Source organism: Streptomyces sp. 1114.5 (assembly GCF_003635085.1).
Taxonomy (GTDB): Bacteria; Actinomycetota; Actinomycetes; order Streptomycetales; family Streptomycetaceae; genus Kitasatospora.
The window spans coordinates 1,295,561-1,313,893 of sequence record NZ_RBXE01000002.1 but is presented as its reverse complement, the minus strand read 5'-3'; the positions used below and the strand labels follow the sequence as shown (position 1 = coordinate 1,313,893).

At 72.5% G+C, this 18,333-nt stretch carries 16 protein-coding genes; 4 read left to right on the top strand and 12 right to left on the bottom strand.

Translation table 11 applies throughout. The annotated features are described in order from the left end of the window. The first annotated feature begins 199 nt into the window (after positions 1–199). Complete coding sequence (locus tag BX285_RS29015) at positions 200–2,032, top strand: hypothetical protein (protein WP_121178715.1); 1,833 nt, start codon at positions 200–202, stop codon at positions 2,030–2,032. Between the two features lie 350 nt (positions 2,033–2,382). Here BX285_RS29015 and BX285_RS29005 read toward each other — a convergent pair whose 3' ends face one another. The 11 genes from BX285_RS29005 to BX285_RS28955 form a co-directional block, all read right to left on the bottom strand. Further along, entirely contained in the window at positions 2,383–3,093 is a 711-nt protein-coding gene (locus tag BX285_RS29005) for a spermidine synthase (RefSeq protein ID WP_097235195.1), read from the bottom strand. Positions 3,094–3,314: 221 nt separating this feature from the next. Then, entirely contained in the window at positions 3,315–4,382 is a 1,068-nt protein-coding gene (locus BX285_RS29000; protein WP_121179067.1) for a YeiH family protein, read from the bottom strand. Positions 4,383–4,456: 74 nt separating this feature from the next. Further along, on the bottom strand, positions 4,457–5,050 hold the full coding sequence (locus BX285_RS28995) for a cysteine dioxygenase family protein (protein ID WP_121178714.1): 594 nt from the start codon (positions 5,048–5,050) through the stop codon (positions 4,457–4,459). A 76-nt stretch (positions 5,051–5,126) separates the two neighbouring features. After that, positions 5,127–6,032: a LysR family transcriptional regulator gene (locus tag BX285_RS28990; RefSeq protein WP_097239827.1), complete on the bottom strand. Its 906-nt coding sequence runs from the start codon at positions 6,030–6,032 to the stop codon at positions 5,127–5,129. A 115-nt stretch (positions 6,033–6,147) separates the two neighbouring features. Then, complete coding sequence (locus BX285_RS28985) at positions 6,148–7,017, bottom strand: amino acid ABC transporter permease (protein ID WP_097235197.1); 870 nt, start codon at positions 7,015–7,017, stop codon at positions 6,148–6,150. Further along, a complete protein-coding gene (locus BX285_RS28980; protein WP_121178713.1) occupies positions 7,014–7,658 on the bottom strand; it encodes an amino acid ABC transporter permease in 645 nt (214 codons plus the stop codon). The genes BX285_RS28985 and BX285_RS28980 overlap by 4 nt, the downstream gene beginning before the upstream one ends. 12 nt (positions 7,659–7,670) lie before the next feature. Further along, the gene (locus BX285_RS28975) at positions 7,671–8,552 is read right to left on the bottom strand and encodes a glutamate ABC transporter substrate-binding protein (protein WP_121178712.1); all 882 of its coding nucleotides are present in this window, start codon (positions 8,550–8,552) and stop codon (positions 7,671–7,673) included. 60 nt (positions 8,553–8,612) lie between these two features. Next, entirely contained in the window at positions 8,613–9,332 is a 720-nt protein-coding gene (locus tag BX285_RS28970; RefSeq protein ID WP_097239829.1) for an amino acid ABC transporter ATP-binding protein, read from the bottom strand. 56 nt (positions 9,333–9,388) lie between these two features. Further along, on the bottom strand, positions 9,389–9,634 hold the full coding sequence (locus BX285_RS28965; RefSeq protein WP_097235199.1) for a LapA family protein: 246 nt from the start codon (positions 9,632–9,634) through the stop codon (positions 9,389–9,391). A gap of 176 nt (positions 9,635–9,810) precedes the next feature. Next, positions 9,811–11,583 carry an ABC transporter ATP-binding protein gene (locus BX285_RS28960; RefSeq protein ID WP_121178711.1) on the bottom strand — a complete coding sequence of 591 codons (1,773 nt, stop codon included), beginning with the start codon at positions 11,581–11,583 and terminating at the stop codon, positions 9,811–9,813. 103 nt (positions 11,584–11,686) lie between these two features. Next, positions 11,687–13,462 carry an ABC transporter ATP-binding protein gene (locus tag BX285_RS28955; RefSeq protein WP_121178710.1) on the bottom strand — a complete coding sequence of 592 codons (1,776 nt, stop codon included), beginning with the start codon at positions 13,460–13,462 and terminating at the stop codon, positions 11,687–11,689. A gap of 553 nt (positions 13,463–14,015) precedes the next feature. On the opposite strand from BX285_RS28955, the gene BX285_RS28950 reads away from it, so the two are divergent. Continuing rightward, positions 14,016–14,879, top strand: coding sequence for an aldo/keto reductase (locus BX285_RS28950; protein ID WP_121178709.1), 864 nt, complete (start codon positions 14,016–14,018; stop codon positions 14,877–14,879). Positions 14,880–15,077: 198 nt separating this feature from the next. Here BX285_RS28950 and BX285_RS38750 read toward each other — a convergent pair whose 3' ends face one another. Beyond that, entirely contained in the window at positions 15,078–15,944 is an 867-nt protein-coding gene (locus tag BX285_RS38750; protein WP_259470834.1) for a MarR family winged helix-turn-helix transcriptional regulator, read from the bottom strand. Positions 15,945–16,348: 404 nt separating this feature from the next. Here BX285_RS38750 and fabG point away from each other — a divergent pair, with 404 nt between their 5' ends. Both fabG and BX285_RS28935 read left to right on the top strand, forming a co-directional pair. Further along, positions 16,349–17,116 carry a 3-oxoacyl-ACP reductase FabG gene (gene fabG / locus BX285_RS28940; protein WP_097235203.1) on the top strand — a complete coding sequence of 256 codons (768 nt, stop codon included), beginning with the start codon at positions 16,349–16,351 and terminating at the stop codon, positions 17,114–17,116. A gap of 231 nt (positions 17,117–17,347) precedes the next feature. Beyond that, the gene (locus BX285_RS28935) at positions 17,348–18,208 is read left to right on the top strand and encodes a phosphatase PAP2 family protein (protein WP_259470833.1); all 861 of its coding nucleotides are present in this window, start codon (positions 17,348–17,350) and stop codon (positions 18,206–18,208) included. The last annotated feature ends 125 nt before the right edge of the window (positions 18,209–18,333 follow it).

Here is an 18,333-nt window from a genome sequence, read left to right as displayed (position 1 = left end):
CTCCCGCTCCCGGTGGTGGTCACGACGAGGGGCGGCCCGATCGTCCGAGTGATCATCGAATGATCCTTCGGTTCGGTCAGGACGGTGGCCTCTGATAGGAATGGGCGGGGATCTGACGGCGCGCCGCCACGGCACGCCCGACCCCACCCGAACCACCGAACCACCGATCGCAGACGGAGCAGAGCGGGGGGCTCACCAGTTGACCCAGGACGTCCAGTTCAGTGCGGAGGCCAACCCCTTCGCGGCAGCCGAGCAGGTCTGTGCGACCCTCGGCACGCTCACCGACGCCCTCTTCGACGAGCACACCTCGCGCCACCCGGCGGCCACGCTGAGCGCCGTGCGCCCGGCCGGCCACCCCGCCGCCGAGGCGCTGTTCGGCCTGCCGCTGGCACCCAACGGGCCGGTGCACGCCGCGCTCGACCGGCTCGGCACGGTGATCACCGCCGGCACCGCACGACCGGGCACCGGCGCGCCGCTCGCCGACCGGGTGATCACCGCCCTGCAGGCCCGTTACGGCGGCGGAGCCGTGCGCGGGGCCATCGCCGACCGGGGCACCACCTCGGCCGCACTGTTCCAGCTGCCGGTCACCGGCGAGTTCGCCGACGCCAAGCTGCGCCCGCCGTTCGCCCCCGCGCTGGCCGCGCTGGCTGCCGGGCAGCAGACCCGGCAGCCGGTCGAACTGCCCACCGGCGCGGGCGCCGAGGTCCGACTGGTCGTCCCGACCGGCTTCCACCCGCTGACCTCTCCGGGCGGGCCCCCGGGAGTCTCCGCCCGTACGGTGCCCGCGCTGCGCACCGGGGCCGAGCAGCCCGGCGCGGGCCGGACCGACGAGGTCCGGACCGACGGGGCCGTCCCCGCCACGGTGGCGGCGGCCGAGGAGCTGACCGGACACCTGGCCGAGGTCGCCGAGGAGCTGTTCAGCGGCACCGGCCGCGAACCGCGCCGCGACTTCGCGGTGATCTCCGCCACCCTGGCCGACCTGATCCACGACGCGGGCGTCGTGTACGCGGGCGTCTGCGCGCTGGAACGGGACGGCCGTACCTCGGACGCCGCCCTCGTCGTCTCGCTCGCCCGGCACCCGCTGCCGATCACCGCGCTCGCCACCGAGCTGGCCACCGTCCGACGGCACGCCGAGGTGTGGACGGTCCTGCTGCCGGCGGGCCCCGCCGCCGTCCTGGTCGAAGGACGGACCGTCCCGGTGCCCGGGCCGCTGGCCGCCGACGGACAGCGACGCTGGGTCGTCACCTCGGCCGTCCAGGCGTTCGTCCCGCTGCCGGATGGCGGGACGGTGCTCTGCGCGCAGCTGTCCACGGCACGGCCGGAGGACTGGGAGCTCTACACCGAGGCGTTCGCGGAGCTGCTGAAGAGCATCCAGTTCGGGTGGGACGGCGAGCCCGCCCCGGCTCCGAGCTTCACTTCCGTTCCCGCTGCCGCCTCCGTGCCCGTCGAGGCGGTCTCCGAGCGGGCGACTGCGGAGGAGGAGGCGGTGGAAGCGACGGAGGAGGAGCCGGACGAGCTGCCGGTGCACCTGCGCGGCACGCCGGTACGGGTACCGCCCGCGGACTTCAACCCGTTCGCCCCGGTCTCCGACGAGCCCGCCGCCGAGGCCGTGGCGACCGAGCAGGACGCCCCGCGCAAGGGCACCCCGGTGATGATCCCGCCGCCGGACTTCAACCCCTTCGCCATGCCGAACCTCCCGTCCACGCCGACCGAGCAGCCGCACCCGGCGCCCGCGGCCGCCGACCCCTTCGGCACCACGGTTTCGGCCGAGCAGAAGAACGACCCGTTCGGCACCACCCTCGCCCAGGGCCCCGCCGTCCCTCCGCCGCCCTCGACCCCGCCGGTCGTTCCGGCCCCGACTCCGGCGCCCGCTGCGGACGAGGAGGCGCCCCCGCGCAAGGGCACCCCGGTGATGATCCCGCCGCCGGACTTCAACCCCTTCGCCATGCCGAACCTCCCGTCCACGCCGGCGGAGGAGCCCCAGGCCGCGGCCGAGGCGGAGCCGGCACCGGAGCACCGCCCGTTCGGGTAACAGATGGCAGGTAACAGGTAACAGATTTCAGATTTTGTTCGCTGAAATCTGAAATCTGTTACCTGAAATCTGTCGGCTGAAATCTGTCAGCCGTTACCCGTTACCTGGTCAGCCACCCGCCGCCGCACCCCGGAACTCCCGGGTGATCCGCCGGGTGGACGGCACCCGTGTCCCCGGCGCCAACTCCCCTGCCGCGCTGCGCCGTCGGAGCTCGGCCGCGATCCGCTCCGAGGCAGTCCCGCTCTCAGCCACCGGCCACCACCGTCTCCGCCCGACCCCCAACTTCGCCCGGCGACAAGCCCGATGGAGCGGTCATCGCCAACCACCCGGCGCACCGGCCGAGTTCACCCTCAGCTCGCGCGCCGAGCCAGGTGCACCACGTCCGGCACCCCGCGCGACACCGGGATCTCGTGCGTCGCCACGTCCGAGAACCCGGCTGCCCGCAGCGCTTCCTCGAAGGCCGACGACGGCTGCGCGCTCCACACCGCCAGCACCCCGCCCGGCCGCAGCCGGTGCCAGAGCACCGCGAGCCCGTCCGCGCCGTACAGCCCGTTGTTGGATTCGGTGACGGTCCAGTCCGGCCCGTTGTCGATGTCCAGGCACAGCGCGTCGTAGCGCTCGCCGTCCGCCGCCGCGAGGTACTCCAACAGGTCGGTGTGGAGCACCGCGACCCGCTCGTCATCGAGCGCGCCGCCCGAGAAGGCGCCGAGCGGGCCGTTCCGGTGCCAGTCGATGATCGCGGTCTCCCGCTCGACGATGGCGATCCGTCCCCAGCGCGGTTCGGCCACCGCGTACGCCAGCGAGAAGCCGACGCCGAGGCCGCCGATCAGCACCGACGGCCGGTCGACCCGCCCGCCGGTCCGGTCCAGCTCGTCCAGCGCGGCCTGGATCAGCAGCCGCTCCGAGCGTCCGTCGGCGGTGTCCATCAGGAAGCAGCCGTTGGCGATGATCTCGAAGTGCCGACCGCGCTGTCGCAGCACCACCTCTCCGAAGGGTCCTTCCCGTCGGTCGAGCGTGACGACGGCCTCGGGGCCGTCCCGCTCGGGCAGTGCGGTGGTCATCCGTCCTCCTCGGCGGACTCGGGCGAACCCACGCGGAGCTCGAACCGACTCGAAACCGGCTCGAACCAAGCCGAACCGACTCGCGCTGGCTCGGACGAACTCGCGTGAACTCGAAGGAACTCGGGTGGACCCGCCTGCCGAACCGCCCCGGTACGAGCACCGGACCGTCCTGGTGCGGACGAGTACCCGCCCGACAATAGCCGAGTCCGGGACCGCTCCCGTCAGGTCGTGATCAGCACCCCGGCGTAGGAGACGCCCGCGACGACCACCCAGGAGCCGAGCCCGAGCAGGGCGATCCGCCCACCGGTCCGGATCATGGTCGGCAGGTGCACCGCACTGCCGAGCCCGAACAACGCGGCGGCCAGCAGCAGTTCCTGGGCGTCCCCGGCCAGGCCGAGCGCCCGCTCGGGCAGCACACCGGTGGTCCGCAGCACGATCATCGCGAGGAACCCCGCGACGAACAGCGGCACGATCGGCGGCCGACTGCCGGTCTTCACCGAGTTCTCGGCCCCACCCGGGCCCCCGGCCGCGTTCCCGACCCCACCCGTGCCCCGGACCCCCGCCATCCCCTGCCGGCTCCGCCGCAGGTTCCGCCGCACCGCCACGGCCACCCCCGCGACCAGCGGCGCCAGCAGCACCACCCGCATCAGCTTGACCAGCACCGCCTCCCGCAGCGCCCCCGCCCCGCCGGTCTGCGCGGTGGCGACCACCTGGCCGACGTCGTGCACGCTCGCGCCGACCCAGCGCCCGAACTCCACCTCGCCGAGCCCGAGCGGCTGCTGGAGCAGCGGCAGGACGGCGATCGCCAGCGTCCCGCACAGGGTGACCAGCGCCACCGAGGCCGCGACGTCCTCCTCCTCGCTGCCCGCCGCCTGGCTGACCGCGCCGATCGCCGAGGCGCCGCAGATCGAGTACCCGGTGGCGACCAGCAGCGGCTGGTCCCCGGGCAGGCCGAGCTTGCGGCCCAGCCAGAGCGTCCCCGCGAAGGTGGCGGCGACCACCGCGAGCACCATGGCGACGGTGGCCCAGCCGAGGCCGAGCACGTCGTCCAGGCTGAGCTTGAGCCCGAGCAGGACGATCCCGAGCCGCATCAGCCGCTTCCCGGCCATGGAGAGCCCCGGCCGGGCGACCCCGCGGACCACCGGCCGCAGCCCCGGCAGGTGGGCCGCCGCCATGCCGAGCACCACGGCGGCGGTGAGCTTGGGCACCGCCGGCACCACCGCGTGGACGCCGACGGCGGCCGCCACCCCGAGGGCCGCGAGCAGCAGCCCGGGCGCGTCCCCGCGCATCGGGGGCAGCGAGCTGGTGCGCAGCGAGCGGGTGCGGGCGGTGCGCTGCTTGAGGGTGAGTGCCACGCCGCCGCTCACTGCTCCTGGCCGGCGGGGAGCCGGTAGACCCGCCGGATGCTGGTGCCGAGCCGCGAGACGTCCGCGCCGTACACGTGGATGGAGATGGCCGTGCTGCTGCAGGCGTTGCGCACCAGGTGGATGTCGCCGGGCGGGGCGAAGGCGGCGACGGTGCCGGCCGGGCCGGCCACGTGCTCGGTCTCGACCAGCCGGGCGGTGCGGCCGTCGGAGACCAGCCGGTAGCGGGTCTCGCTCTCCTGGCCCCGGTGGACGCCGGCCACGCACCAGGACACGTGGTCGTGGATCGGGGTCTGCTGTCCGGGCAGCCAGACCAGGGCGACGACGGAGAAGCTGCCGTCCTCCTCGGCGTGCAGGACGTGCTGGCGGTAGCGCTGCGGGTCGCCCTCGCACTGGGCGGGGGTGAGCAGCGCGTCGGGTCCGTCCTGGTCGGCGAGCAGGTGGGGGGCGAGGCGCTCGCCGACCAGGTAGGCGGTGAGCTCCGGGGGCAGTCCTCGGTCCACGACGGCGCGGATCTCACTGATCAGCGCCGTCATCCGCTCGGTGAGCCGGTCGGTGAGCCGGTCGTGGGCGACCGTGGCTGGGGGTGTCATGTCAGCAGGTTCGGACCTACCGACCTATCACGTCCAAGGAGGGTTCGTAAGCATTACCCCTACCCCGCCTTATGGATCAGCACCCCACCCTGCTCGCTGCCGCCTGCCGCAGGTGGTCCAGCACCAGTCCGGTGGCCGGGATGCGGCGGTGTTCGCGCAGCACGTACGCACTCACCTGCCGCCGCAGGTGCGGCTCGACGGCCCGGCCGGTGACCTTGCGGTGGCACATGAAGGAGAGCACCAGTGCGGGCATCAGGGCGATCCCGACCCCGGCGGCGACGAGGGACTGCACCGCGAGGTTGTCGTCGGTGGAGAAGACGATGTCCGGTGCGAAGCCCTCCTCCGCGCACACGTGCAGCAGGTTGGCCCGGCATCGCGGGCAGCCGGCGATCCAGCGCTCGCCGTCGAGGTCGGCGAGCCGCACGGCGTGCCGGCGGCCGAGCGGGTGCCCGACCGGCAGCAGCACCGTGAGCAGGTCCTCCATCAGCGGGATCTCGTCCAGCCCGTCCGGCACCTCGGTGGCCACGCCCGGGTAGCGGAAGGCCAGCGCGATGTCGCACTCCCCGCGCAGCAGCCGCTGGACGGAGTCCGGCGGCTCGGCCTCCAGCAGTTCGACCCGCACGCCGGGGTGCTCGGCCAGCAGCCGGGCCATCGCCTCGGGTATCAGGGTGGCATTGGCGCTGGGGAAGGCGCAGACCCGGACCCGCCCGGCGCGCAGCCGGGCGAGCGCGGCGAGCTGCTGCTGGGCGGCGGACATGCTGCCGAGGATGACCTCGGCGTGCCGGGAGAGCGCCTCGCCCGCCTCGGTGAGCCGCAGCCCGCGCCCGGCACGGGTGAACAGCGGGACGCCGACGGTGCGTTCGAGGGCCTTCATCTGCTGGGTGATGGCGGGCTGGGTGTAGCCGAGTTCCCGGGCGGCAGCCGAGTACGAACCGGCCCGTACGACCTCGTGGAAGGTCCTGATGTGTCGCGAGTCGAACACCGGCTCCATGGCCCCTCCGCCCCTCGTCCGCTGCAGCCTCGCAATCATAAGAGGAATTTGGAGCCTGCGGACCTAACCCCATCCACACCTATGGTTAAGAACCGAACCATCCTTCTCACTGCTGCGCCGACGGCGGTAGCCCCATCGCCACCCCGGCCTTGACCACCGGCGCCCCGCCCCGCATGCTCGGGCTGCGCCGGCTGCGCTTCTCGACGAAGCGGGCGAGCCAGGAGAGCAGCAGACACATGCCGATGTAGATCGGCGCGATCACGATCACCACCGGGATGAACGGCAGGTCGTAGTCCAGGTTGGTGGCGATCAGCTTGCCCGCGTGCAGGAACTCCTCGTAGGTGATCAGGAAGCCCAGCGAGGTGTCCTTCAGGGCGACCACCAGCTGACTGATGATGGCCGGCAGCATCGCCCGGTTGGCCTGCGGCACCAGCACGTTCGCCATCACCTGGGTCTTGCGCATGCCCAGCGCGTACGCCGCCTCCCGCTGCCCCGCGGGCACCGCGAGCACGCCGGCCCGGAACACCTCGGCCAGCACCGAACCGTTGTAGAGCACCAGTCCGGCCACCAGCGCCCAGAGCGGCTGCACCTTGAGGGCGACGAACACGAAGAAGATCATCACCAGCAGCGGCATGGCCCGGAAGAACTCGACCACCAGCGTGGAGAACCAGCGCACCACCCGGTGGTCGGACAGCCGCCCGGCCGCGAACAGCGCGCCGAAGGGCAGCGCGAACAGCACCGTCCAGCCGAAGGCCCGCAGGGTGTTGCCGAGCCCGCGCAGCAGCAGGTCCTGGACGCCCCGGTACGCGAAGGGCTGCCACTTGGCGTACGTGAACTGGTGGGTGTGGAACAGCATGTAGACGACCCAGGCGACCACGCCCGCGATCACCAGCAGCGCGATCCCGCCGTACAGCCGGTGGCGGGCGAGCGCCTTCGGGCCGGGGATGTCGTACAGCGCCGAGGATTCAACGGTCATCGGGACACCGCCACTCGTCGTTCCAGCAGGTTGAAGACGGCGCTGATGGCCAGGGTGATGATCAGGTAGCCGACGGCGATCCAGACGAAGGTCCAGACGATGCTGTAGCCCAGTTCGTTGATGGTCCGGTAGGTGCCCAGCAGTTCGGTGACGCTGAACGAGCCGGCGATCGCCGTGTTCTTCGCCAGCGCGATCATCACACTGCCGATCGGCGCCACCACCGAGCGGTACGCCTGCGGCAGCACCACCAGGCTCATCGTCTGCCCGAAGCTCATGCCGAGGCTGCGGGCCGCCTCGCCCTGCCCGGTCGGCACGGTGTTGACGCCCGAGCGCATCGCCTCGCAGACGAAGGCCGAGGTGTAGCAGCCCAGCGCGAGCACCGCGAAGGCATAGAAGGGCAGGGTGATGTCGAACCGGGGCAGGCCCAGCACCACGATGAAGAACAGCAGGGTCAGCGGCGTGTTGCGCAGCACCGTGACCCAGGCCGTCCCGAACACCCGCAGCGGTCTGACCGGCGAGACCCGGAAGCTCGCGATCAGCACCCCCAGCACCAGCGACAGCACGGCGCTCACCGCGAACAGCGAGAGCGTGCCGAGGAAGCCGTCCCAGTAGGTCGACCAGTTGTCGGTCAGCGTTTTCACGGCGCGGCCCTCTCAGTACCGGTCGATCTGCGGCGGGTTCGGCGCGGTTTCCCCGGAGAGCCCGAGGGTCGCCTCGAAGGCCTTCTTCCAGTCGCCGTTCTGCTCGTGGTGCTGCAGCGCGTCGTCCAGCGCCAGGCGCAGCGCGGTGTCGTTCTTCGGCACCCCGATCCCGTACGGCTCGGTCGAGAACAGCGGGCCGACGACCTTGAGCTCGTCCGGCACCTTGGCCGCGTAGCCGAGCAGGATCGCGTTGTCCGTGGTCACCGCGTCGACCTGTTCGGTGATCAGGTTGTCCACGCAGGCCGAGTAGGTGTCGTAGCCGATCAGCTTGGCCTTCGGGTACTTCGACTGGATGCGCTGGAACGGCGTGGAGCCGGCCGCCGAGCAGACCTTCTTCCCGTTCAGGTCCTGCGGGCCGTGGATGCTGTTGTTGTTCTTGCGCACCAGCAGCGACTGCCCGGCGATGAAGTACGGCCCGGCGAAGCCGACCAGCTTCTTCCGGTTGTCGTTGATGGTGTACGTGCCGACGTAGTAGTCCACCTGGCCGTTCTGCAGCGCGGTCTCGCGGTTGGCGGAGGCGATCGTCTTGAACTGGATCCTGCTCGGCGGGAAGCCGAGGGAGGCGCCGACCATCTTGGCGATCTCGATGTCGAAGCCGGAGTACTCGCCGGTGGCCGGGTTCTTCTGGCCCAGGTACGGCTGGTCCTCCTTGGCGCCGACCACCAGGTGGCCCCGGCCGCGGGCCGCGTCCAGGGTCGGCGAGCCGGTGATGGAGGAGGCGTCCTGCACCTGGTAGCTGGGGAGCGCACTGGGCTGCGGGCCCTTGGGCGGCGGGGTGCCGGGCTTGCCGCAGCCCGTCGCCAGCGCGGCGAGCAGCAGGGCGGCGGCGAGCACGCGCCTGCCCGCCCCCGGGCCGGCGCCGCCGGGCGTCGTCTCACGGTTCACGGCGCCGCCTCAGTGCTTCAGGATCTTGGACAGGAAGTCCCGGGCGCGCTCGCTCTCGGGGGCGCTGAAGAAGGCCTCCGGGGCGCGGTCCTCGACGATCCGGCCGTCCGCCATGAACACCACCCGGTTCGCGGAGGCCCGGGCGAAGCCCATCTCGTGGGTGACCACGATCATCGTCATGCCCTCGTGCGCGAGCTGGCGCATGACGTCCAGCACCTCGTTGATCATCTCGGGGTCGAGCGCCGAGGTCGGCTCGTCGAACAGCAGCGCCTTGGGGTCCATGGCGAGCGCGCGGGCGATCGCGACCCGCTGCTGCTGGCCTCCGGAGAGCTGGGCCGGGTACTTGTCGGCCTGCGAGGCGAGGCCGACCCGCTCCAGCAGCGCGCGGGACTTGGTGTCCGCATCCGCCTTGGGCCGGCCTCGGACCTTGATCTGTGCGAGCGAGACGTTCTGCAGCACGGTCTTGTGCGCGAACAGGTTGAAGGACTGGAACACCATGCCGACCTCGGCCCGCAGCCGGGCCAGCCCCTTGCCCTCCTCGGGCAGCGGCTCGCCGTCGATCAGGATGGTGCCGTTCTCGATCGGTTCCAGCCGGTTGATCGCCCGGCAGAGCGTGGACTTGCCGGAGCCGGACGGGCCGATGACCACGACGACCTCGCCGCGGCCCACGGTCAGTTCGATGTCCTGCAACACGTGCAGGTCCCCGAAGTGCTTGTTGACCCCGCGCATCTCGATGAGCGGGGTGAAGGCCGAGGGGCCGCCCTGGGGCGGCCCGGGAGCTGCGGTCACCGGTTGCGCCGCCCGTTCAGCAGCCAGCCCAGCACACCACCCGCGAGGAGCGTGGCCAGCAGTGCGATCCAGAGCGGGGCGGTGACGGTGAACACCCAGAACTGGATCTTCACCTTGTCGAGGTTGGCGAACAGGAACCACACGGCGAGGATCACGATGACGCCGATCCCGATGTAGCGCGTGGGGATCCCGCCGATCTCACCGCGCGGCGTGCGGGACGAGCCGTCCGAAGTCTTGGTCACCGGAGCAGTCTGCGGGCCGGGCCGCCGTTTTGCCCGGATACGCGCCCTTCCGGGCCAGGGAGTAACCCGCACGGGGCAATCCGACCCCGTGCGGGTTTGAACCCCGCAGCGAGCCGGCGCACCCCCACCCGCTCGTTCCGCTGCGCCCTACTCGCTCGTCCCCGGCGTCCCTACCGCTACCGCTCGTCCCGCCACGAGCGCCAGAGCGCCGCGTACGGTCCGCCGGCCGCGACCAGCTCCGGGTGGCTGCCGTACTCGCTGATCCGCCCGCCCTCGACCACCGCGATCACGTCCGCGTCGTGCGCGGTGTGCAGCCTGTGGGCGATGGCGATGACCGTCCGGCCCTCCAGAACCCGGGAGAGCGAACGCTCCAGGTGCCGGGCGGCGCGCGGGTCGAGCAGCGAGGTGGCCTCGTCCAGCACCAGGGTGTGCGGATCGGCCAGCACCAGCCGGGCCAGCGCCAGTTGCTGGGCCTGCGGCGGGGTCAGCGAGGCGCCGCCCGAGCCCACCTCGGTGTCCAGCCCCTCCGGCAGGGCGTCCACCCAGGCGCCGGCGTCCACCGCGTCCAGCGCGGCCCGCAGCTCGGTGTCGTCCGCTTCGGGCGCGGCCAGCCTCAGGTTGTCCCGCAGGGTGCCGACGAAGACGTGGTGCTCCTGGTTCACCAGGGCGACCTCGGCGCGCACCCGCTCGGCCGGCATCCGCGACAGCGCCGCCCCGCCGAGGGTCACACTGCCGCGGCCGGGGGCGTAGATCCCGGCCAGCAGCCGTCCGAGGGTGGACTTGCCCGCCCCGGAGGGCCCGACCAGCGCGACCCGGCTGCCCGGGGCGACGTCCAGGCTGATCCCGTGCAGGACGTCCGCGCCCTCGCGGTAGCCGAACCGGACGTCCCGGGCCTCGACCCGACGGCCGTCCGGGCGGGCCGACTCGTCCCCCTCGTGCTCCGGCACCTCGCGCACGCCGACCAGCCGGGCCAGCGAAGCCTGTCCGATCTGCAGCTCGTCGTACCAGCGCAGGATCATGTCCACCGGGCCGGTCAGCATCTGCGCGTACAGCACGCCGGTGGTCAACTGGCCCACCGTGATCCAACCCCGGAGGGTGAACAGCCCGCCGAACACCAGCGTCGCGAGCACCGCCGCGGTGTAGACCGCGTCGATGGTCGGGAACCAGACCGAGCGCAGCCACAGGGTGTAGCGCTCCCAGGCCAGCCACTCGCGCAGCTTGCGGTCGGTCAGCCGGATCCGCTGGTCGCCCAGCCGCAGCGCCTCGACCGTCCGCCCGGCGTCCACCGTCTCGGCCAGCACGGTGTTCACCGCGGCGTACCCGGCCGACTCATTGCGGTAGGACTGCGGCGCGCGCCGGAAGTACCAGCGGGAACTGGCCAGCAGCAGCGGCAGCCCGACCAGCGAGGTCAGCGCGAGCAGCGGCGAGGTGATCAGCAGCGCGCCGAGCACCAGCAGCAACGAGACCACGGCGACGGCGAGTTCGGGCACCGCCTCGCGGACCGACTTGTCCAGCCGGTCGACGTCCGTGGTGCCCCGGGAGACGAGGTCCCCGGTGCCGGCCCGCTCCAGCACACCGGTCGGCAGCGCGACCGAGCGGACCAGGAAGTCCTCGCGCAGGTCGGCCAGCACCCGCTCGCCGAGCACCGCGCCGCGCATCCGCGACCAGCCGGTGAAGGCGGCCTGCGCCACCAGCGCCAGCAGGTACCAGGCGACGGCCACCGTGATCGTGGCCCCGGCGGTGCCGGTGGCCAGCGACTCGACCAGGCTGCCGAGCACCCAGGGGCCGACCAGCCCGGCCAGCGTGGACAGCGAGTGCAGCGCCACCACCACGGAGAACCCGGCCCGGTGCCGCCGCGCGAGCAGCAACAGGTATCCGCGCACGGCAGCCGGCGAGCCGACCGGCAGGGTGGCGGTCGGCCCCTGCTCCTCATGGACGGGGGGCTTCATGACGTACTCCTCGGTTGCGTCGCACGGCAGTTGACGGATCTGCACGGGACCCGGCCCACGGACCTACTCGGGAACTGGTCCACGGACCTGCTCACGGACCTGTTCACACGGCCTCCCCCACCGGCTGGGCCGCCTCCTCGTCGCGGGTGACCACGGCTCGGTAGGCCGGCTCGGACCGCATCAGCTCCCGGTGCCGCCCCGCCGCGGCCACCCGGCCGTCGCACAGCAGCACCACCCGGTCCGCCTGGTCGAGCAACAGCGGGCTGGTCGCGAACACCACCGTGGTGCGGCCCGCCCGGGTGTCCCGCAGCCCGGTGGCGATCCTGGACTCGGTGTGGGCGTCCACCGCGCTGGTGGGTTCGTCCAGCACCAGGACCGGCGGGTCCGCCAGCAGTGCCCGGGCCAGCGCGAGCCGCTGACGCTGCCCACCGGACAGCGAGCGCCCGCGTTCGGTGATCCGGGCGCGCATCGGGTCGCCCGCGCACTCCGGCGAGCCGTCCACCAGCGCCTCCAGCACGTCGTCCGACCGGGCGGCGGCCAGCGCCTCGGGCGCCGAGACCCGGCCCGAGCGCGGGACCTCGAACAGTTCGGCCAGCGTGCCGGAGAGCAGCACCGGCTCCTTGTCGTGGACCAGCACCGCCGCCCTTGCCTCGGTCAGCGGCACCGCGTCCAGCTCCGTACCGCCGAGCCGTACGGAGGGCTGCTCCTGCTCGCCCTCGGCCAACGGGACGTGCCCACCGAGCCGTTCGGCGAGCGCCCCGGCGAAGTCCGGGTCCCCGCAGACCACCGCGGTCAGCTCGCCGGCCCGCGCCGTCAGCCCGGTCACCGGGTCGTACAGGTCGGCCTTGGCCGGACCGGTCAACGAGGCCTCGGCCGCGCCGTCGGTCCGGCTGAGCGACAGCACCCGGACGGCCCGCCCGGCCGAGACCCGCGCGACGCTCCAGGCGTGCGCCGCCTCGCCCAGGATCCGCAGCGGCGCCGCCAGGAAGGCGGTCGCGCCGTACACCGCGATCAGGGTGCCGACGGCGAGCTCGCCGTCGGCCGCCAGCCGCGCGCCGTACCAGGTGACACCGACCACGAACAGGCCCGGCAGCAGCACCTGTTGGGCCTGCATCAGGGACCAGATCCGGGCCGAGCGGACGGCCGCCGCCCGGACCTTCTGGGAGGCGGCCCGGTACCGTTCCAGGAACAGCTCCTCGCCACCGATGCCGCGCAGCACCCGCAGCCCGGCCACCGTGTCGGCGGCCAGCTCGGTGGCCTTCCCGCCCAGCGCCCGCTGCTGCTCGTAGCGCCGCTCGAACGGCCCGATCAAGGGCCAGACCGAGGCCGCCAGCACCGGGACGCCGAGCAGCACGCCGAGGCCCAGCACCGGCTCGACCACCAGGACCACCGAGCTGACGGCAAGCCAGACGATCACCGCGGACCGGACCCGGGCGACCAGCTCCACGTACCAGCCGATCCGCTCGACGTCCCCGCTGCCGACCGCGACCACCTCCCCGGTGGCGATCCGACGGGACAGCCCGGCCCCCAGGTTCGAGGCCTGCCGGGCGACCAACTGCCGCACCTGACAAGCGGCGTGGATCCAGTTCCAGACCGCCTGACGGTGCGACAGGACAGTGCCCGTGGCGGCTCCCGCGGCGAGCAGCAGCGCGAGCCCGCCGGCCCGCCAGAGCCCGCCGGCGTCACCGTCGACGGCGGCCTGCACGCCCAGCCCGAGCGGTATCGGCAGGGCGGCCTGACACCCCATTTCGAGCAGTGTCCACCAGGTGGCGAGCCATTGCCCGCGCCGCTGACTGCGCTGCAGCCAGCGCAGGAACGCCAGGGGTGAGGAGAGGTCGGGACTGCCGGGATCGGCCAACGGCAGGGAGGAGAGCGGCATGACACTCCGATACGAACGGTGCGGAGGTACGGGGGAACACGAGTGCGAGCGGGCACGTGCCGCACGACACGGCGGCGCGGCTCACGCGGACGGCACGAGCCGACGGGCGACGGAGGCGCGGCGCGACGACGCGGCGCCTCGACAGGTCCGGACGGAGCGCCGGACGGACATGGGAAGGACACGAAGCGCCCTGATGTCAGGAGGTCATGTCCGCGAGCCTGCCAACCCGATGTGACCCGCGCAACAGGTTTTCCGTCGCCTCGCCCGCCCGGTCGCCCGACCGCCCGACCACTCCGCCCGCCCTGACCCACCCACACGCGCCCACGCAGCCCCACCAGGCCCCTCGGGCCCCGCACGACGGGCCACCGACCCCCGAACACCCCGCCCGGAACCGTTCCCGACCTCCTCCCGGCCGCCTCCCGAGCCCTGCCCGAACCCCCGCGACGCTTCGCAAACCTTGGCCCAAAATTCGCCCATTCGGCGGGAACAATCCCGTTCCGCAGCCAGTTGCCCCCCACTGGAAGCACCAACGACCAGGAGGGCATCCCGTCCCGTGAGCAACATCCCGAGCGTCACCCTCAACGACGGCGCACAGATCCCGCAGCTCGGCTTCGGCGTGTGGCAGGTCCCGGACGGCGAGGCCACCGCCGCCGTCCGCTCCGCGATCGACGCGGGCTACCGCTCCATCGACACCGCGGCCATCTACGAGAACGAGGCCGGCACCGGCGCGGCGATCGCCGAGGCGCTGAAGGGCGGCGTCGCCCGCGAGGACCTCTACATCACCACCAAGCTGTGGAACTCCGGCACCCGCGACTGGTCCGGCGAGCAGGGCCGCGACGCGGTGCTGCGCGAGTTCGACGCCTCGCTGACCAAGCTCGGCCTCGACTACATCGACCTGTACCTGATCCACTGGCCGCGCCCGATGCACGGCAGCTACCTGAACGTCTGGAAGGCCTTCGAGCAGCTGAAGGCGGACGGCCGGGTCAAGTCGATCGGCGTCTCCAACTTCGGCACCGAGCAGCTGACCCGCCTGCTCGACGAGGCCTCGGTCGTCCCGGTGCTGAACCAGGTCGAGCTGCACCCGTACTTCCCGCAGGAGGAGCTGCGCGCCTTCCACGCCCGGCACGGCATCGCCACCGAGGCGTGGAGCCCGCTGGGCCAGGGCGGCGAGCTGCTCGCCGAGCCGGCCCTGGTGAAGATCGCCGAGAAGCACGGCCGCACGGTCGCCCAGGTCGTGCTCCGCTGGCACCTGCAGAGCGGTGTGATCGCCATCCCGAAGTCGGTCACCCCGTCCCGGATCCGGGAGAACCTGGACGTCGCCGGCTTCGAGCTGGACGCCGAGGACCTCACCGCGATCGCCGCCGTCGCCACCGGCAAGCGCATCGGGCCGGACCCGCAGGGCTTCGACTGGAACTGACCCGACCCACGGCCCGGCCCGTCCCACGGCCCGCCGGGCCCTGAAACCCGGTCAAGCCGAAGACCGGCCTCATGCCGAAGACCGCCCACACCGTTCAGGAGTGGGCGGTCTTCGGCATGCCGTGATTCACCGACGCCGACAGCGTCAGGCTCTCGATCAGTTGGCGAATCGTTTTGGCTGTTGTTACCAAGGCTTGGTCTAAAGCCTTGCCGCCTTGGCGATGAGCGCGAGCGCAGCCTCGTGCTCGCCGATCTCCAGCGGAGCCAGCAGCAGCCGCTGGACCTCGGCCACCCCGGCGGCCGAGCGGTGCAGCAGGTCCTGTCCCGCCGGTGAGAGCGAGAGCAGGTTGCGCCGCCCGTCCGAGGGGTCGCGCCGACGCTGCACCAGACCGCGGCGCACCAGTCGGCTCACCATCTCGGCCATCGTGGCCTTGTCCAGCGAGGCCAGCTCGCCGACCGTGCGCTGGTCGGCGCCCGGCTCCAGCTCCAGCGCGTCCAGCACCGCGTACTGCGGGGCCGTCAGCTCGGAGCCGACGTGCTCCGACCAGAGCTTGGTGTGCACCTGCTGGCTCACCCTGATCAGGTAGCCGATCGCCCGCTGGGCGTCCAGTATCGGCCGCGCGTCCGTGAAGACGGCGACCGCTGCGGGCTCCAGCCTGGCTATCTTGGCCATCACCCGGACGACCTCGACCTGCTCGTCCGCGGTGAGCGGCTCGAACAGGACGCGCTGGACGCGGACCACACCACCGGTGGCCTCGCGCACCGCCTGGGCGCCGCTCTGCGACAGGGCGAGCAGCTTGCGCCGGCCGTCGGCCGGGTCACGCCTGCGCAGCACCAGGCCGCGGCGGACCAGCCGCGCGACCATCTCCGCCATCGTGGCCTTGTCCAGCGAGGCTCTCTCGCCGACCGTGCGCTGGTCCGCACCCGGTTCCAGGGCCAGGACCAGCAGTACGGCGAACTGCGGAGCCGTGAGATCGGCTCCGACGTGCTCGGACCACAGCCGGGTGTGAACCTGCTGTGCAACGCGAATCAGGTGACCGGGCGACTGCTGAAGTCGCGCGGACACGCGGGTTGTCGGGATCTCCCCCAGCACCATGTATCCGTCCCGATGTCACACCCGGTGTGTGTGGGACACCCGGGTGGGGCAGTAACGGCGAGTGGGCGTCCAGCTATGAGGGAGGGCGCTCCAGCCGTGCAGCCGGTGGCTGCTGGCGGACACTATACAAACGGCGGGCCCTTGCTGGCAGGCAGGGGCGGATAGTAGACGCAGGTTCGGCAACATTGGCATATTTACTCGCCGCGAACCACTTGCAGTAACCCGTTCTCAGCAGAAAGCCGACCGGTCGGTCCTTACCGACCGTCACCTGCGCCTCTCCACCCTGGCCGCGCTCCCTACTCGCCGGTAGGGTGTGGCCACCCTCTCCGGGGGCTCTCCCCCGGAGGCAACCCCCGAGAGAGACGAGAGCGAGCATGAGCGAGCAGAGCAGCACCCCCCGGGTCGCCGTCGTCACCGGTGCCGCCCGCGGTCTGGGCGCCGCCACCGCCGTCAGGCTGGCCGCCGACGGCTACGCGGTCGCCGTCCTGGACCTGGACGAGGCGGCCGGCAAGGACACCGTCGACCGGATCACCGCCGCGGGCGGAAACGCCCTGGCCGTCGGCGCCGACGTCTCGGACGCCGAGCAGGTCCAGACCGCCGTCGACCGCGTGGTCGCCGAGCTCGGCACCCCCGTGGTCCTGGTCAACAACGCGGGCGTGCTCCGCGACAACCTGCTCTTCAAGATGTCCGAGTCCGACTGGGACACGGTCATGAACGTTCACCTCCGCGGCGCCTTCCTGATGACCCGCGCGGTGCAGAAGCACATGGTCGACGCCGGTTTCGGCCGCATCGTCAACCTGTCCTCCTCCTCCGCCCAGGGCAACCGCGGCCAGGCCAACTACTCGGCCGCGAAGGCGGGCCTGCAGGGCTTCACCAAGACTTTGGCCATCGAGCTGGGCAAGTTCGGCATCACCGCCAACGCCGTCGCGCCCGGCTTCATTGCCACGGACATGACAGCAGCCACCGCCAGCCGGGTCGGCATGGACTTCGAAGACTTCAAGCGGGCCGCGGCCTCTCAGATCCCGGTCCAGCGGGTCGGTCTGCCTGAGGACGTCGCCCACACCATCTCCTTCCTGGCCAGCGAGGGCGCCGGCTTCGTCTCCGGCCAGGTGATCTACGTCGCGGGCGGCCCCCTCGACTGAGCACGGAACCTACACAGGGTGACCACGGGGCGGGAGGCCGGGCGGACCGGCTCCCCGCTCCGTTTCCTTTACCGGCGCTTTTGCAGAATCATTCGAAGACCACACTGATATTCGATCCGAGAATAGTGGAAATCACCCCCCGAGTCACGCCGGGACGACCCAATTGTCGATTTCCCGGGAAAATGACAATTACCCCCGGAATAGCCCTGTCCGGATGGGTAAGGTCACCCCGTGCAATCCAGAAGTACCCGCGCTCCCATTCCGCGACAGGGGTCGGACCACCGCACGGCCACCACCGGCCTGGACCTCCCCCGCGGCACGCGCGGCCCGGCCCGGCCCGACCCCCGCGGCCCCGGCAACGCCCGCGACCACCGCGACCACCGCCGCCGCGGCGACGCCCACGACCACCGCGAGCCCGGCTGGCCGCCGATGAGCCGACGGCGGGCCGCCCTGCTCGCCGCCACCCTCGCCGTCTACCTGCTGGTGCTGGCCGGCGTCCTGCTCAACACCGCCCTGGTCGACCTCGACTGGTCGGTCCGCCTGCTGCGCCCGTACGAGCGGTGGCCCCGGCTGGAGCCCCTGCTCGACACCTGGGTGGTCGCCGGGCAGCGCGGCCCCTCGGCGATCGCCGCCTTCGCCTGGCTCGCCTGGCGCGCCCGCCGCCTCGGCCGACTGCGCCCACTGCTGGTCATGGGCATCGCGCTGCTCCTGCTCAACGTCACGGTCGGCGCGGTGAAGATCGTCACCGGTCGGCTCGGCCCGCACTACGCCCAGTACGTCGGCTCGCCCGAGCTGTTCTCCGGCGGCACCATCTTCCCCTCCGGCCACACCGCCAACGCCGTGGTCACCTGGGGCGTGCTCGCCTACCTCGCCGTCCGCTGGCGGCGCACCGGCGCCGTGATCGCCGCCGCGACGGCCTGCTCGATCGGCCTCACCACGGTCTACCTGGGCACCCACTGGGTCACCGACGTGCTGGCCGGCTGGGCCGCCGGGCTGCTCGTCCTGCTCTCGCTGCCGCTGCTGGAACCCCTGGTCGCCGCCGCCGAGCAGCGGCTCCACCGCCGCTTCGGCCGCCCGCCCCTGCCGTGCTGAGAGCCGTTCGTACCGGGAAGGCCTGCCGACGGCCGTACCGGAAACCCGCCGGCCCCGAAACCCGTGGACGGCCTGGACCCGAAACCCGCCGACGGCCGGTCCCGGGCAATCCGCCGGCCCGGGCA

What these genes read in the sequence shown, in the direction of transcription:
- BX285_RS28985 (WP_097235197.1), bottom strand. Translation starts at nt 7,017, where the DNA reads ATGACCGTTGAATCCTCGGCGCTGTACGACATCCCCGGCCCGAAGGCG.
- BX285_RS28955 (WP_121178710.1), bottom strand. Translation starts at nt 13,462, where the DNA reads ATGCCGCTCTCCTCCCTGCCGTTGGCCGATCCCGGCAGTCCCGACCTC.
- BX285_RS28960 (WP_121178711.1), bottom strand. Translation starts at nt 11,583, where the DNA reads ATGAAGCCCCCCGTCCATGAGGAGCAGGGGCCGACCGCCACCCTGCCG.
- BX285_RS28970 (WP_097239829.1), bottom strand. Translation starts at nt 9,332, where the DNA reads ATGCGCGGGGTCAACAAGCACTTCGGGGACCTGCACGTGTTGCAGGAC.
- fabG (WP_097235203.1), top strand. Translation starts at nt 16,349, where the DNA reads ATGAGCGAGCAGAGCAGCACCCCCCGGGTCGCCGTCGTCACCGGTGCC.
- BX285_RS29000 (WP_121179067.1), bottom strand. Translation starts at nt 4,382, where the DNA reads ATGCGCGGGGACGCGCCCGGGCTGCTGCTCGCGGCCCTCGGGGTGGCG.
- BX285_RS28995 (WP_121178714.1), bottom strand. Translation starts at nt 5,050, where the DNA reads ATGACACCCCCAGCCACGGTCGCCCACGACCGGCTCACCGACCGGCTC.
- BX285_RS29005 (WP_097235195.1), bottom strand. Translation starts at nt 3,093, where the DNA reads ATGACCACCGCACTGCCCGAGCGGGACGGCCCCGAGGCCGTCGTCACG.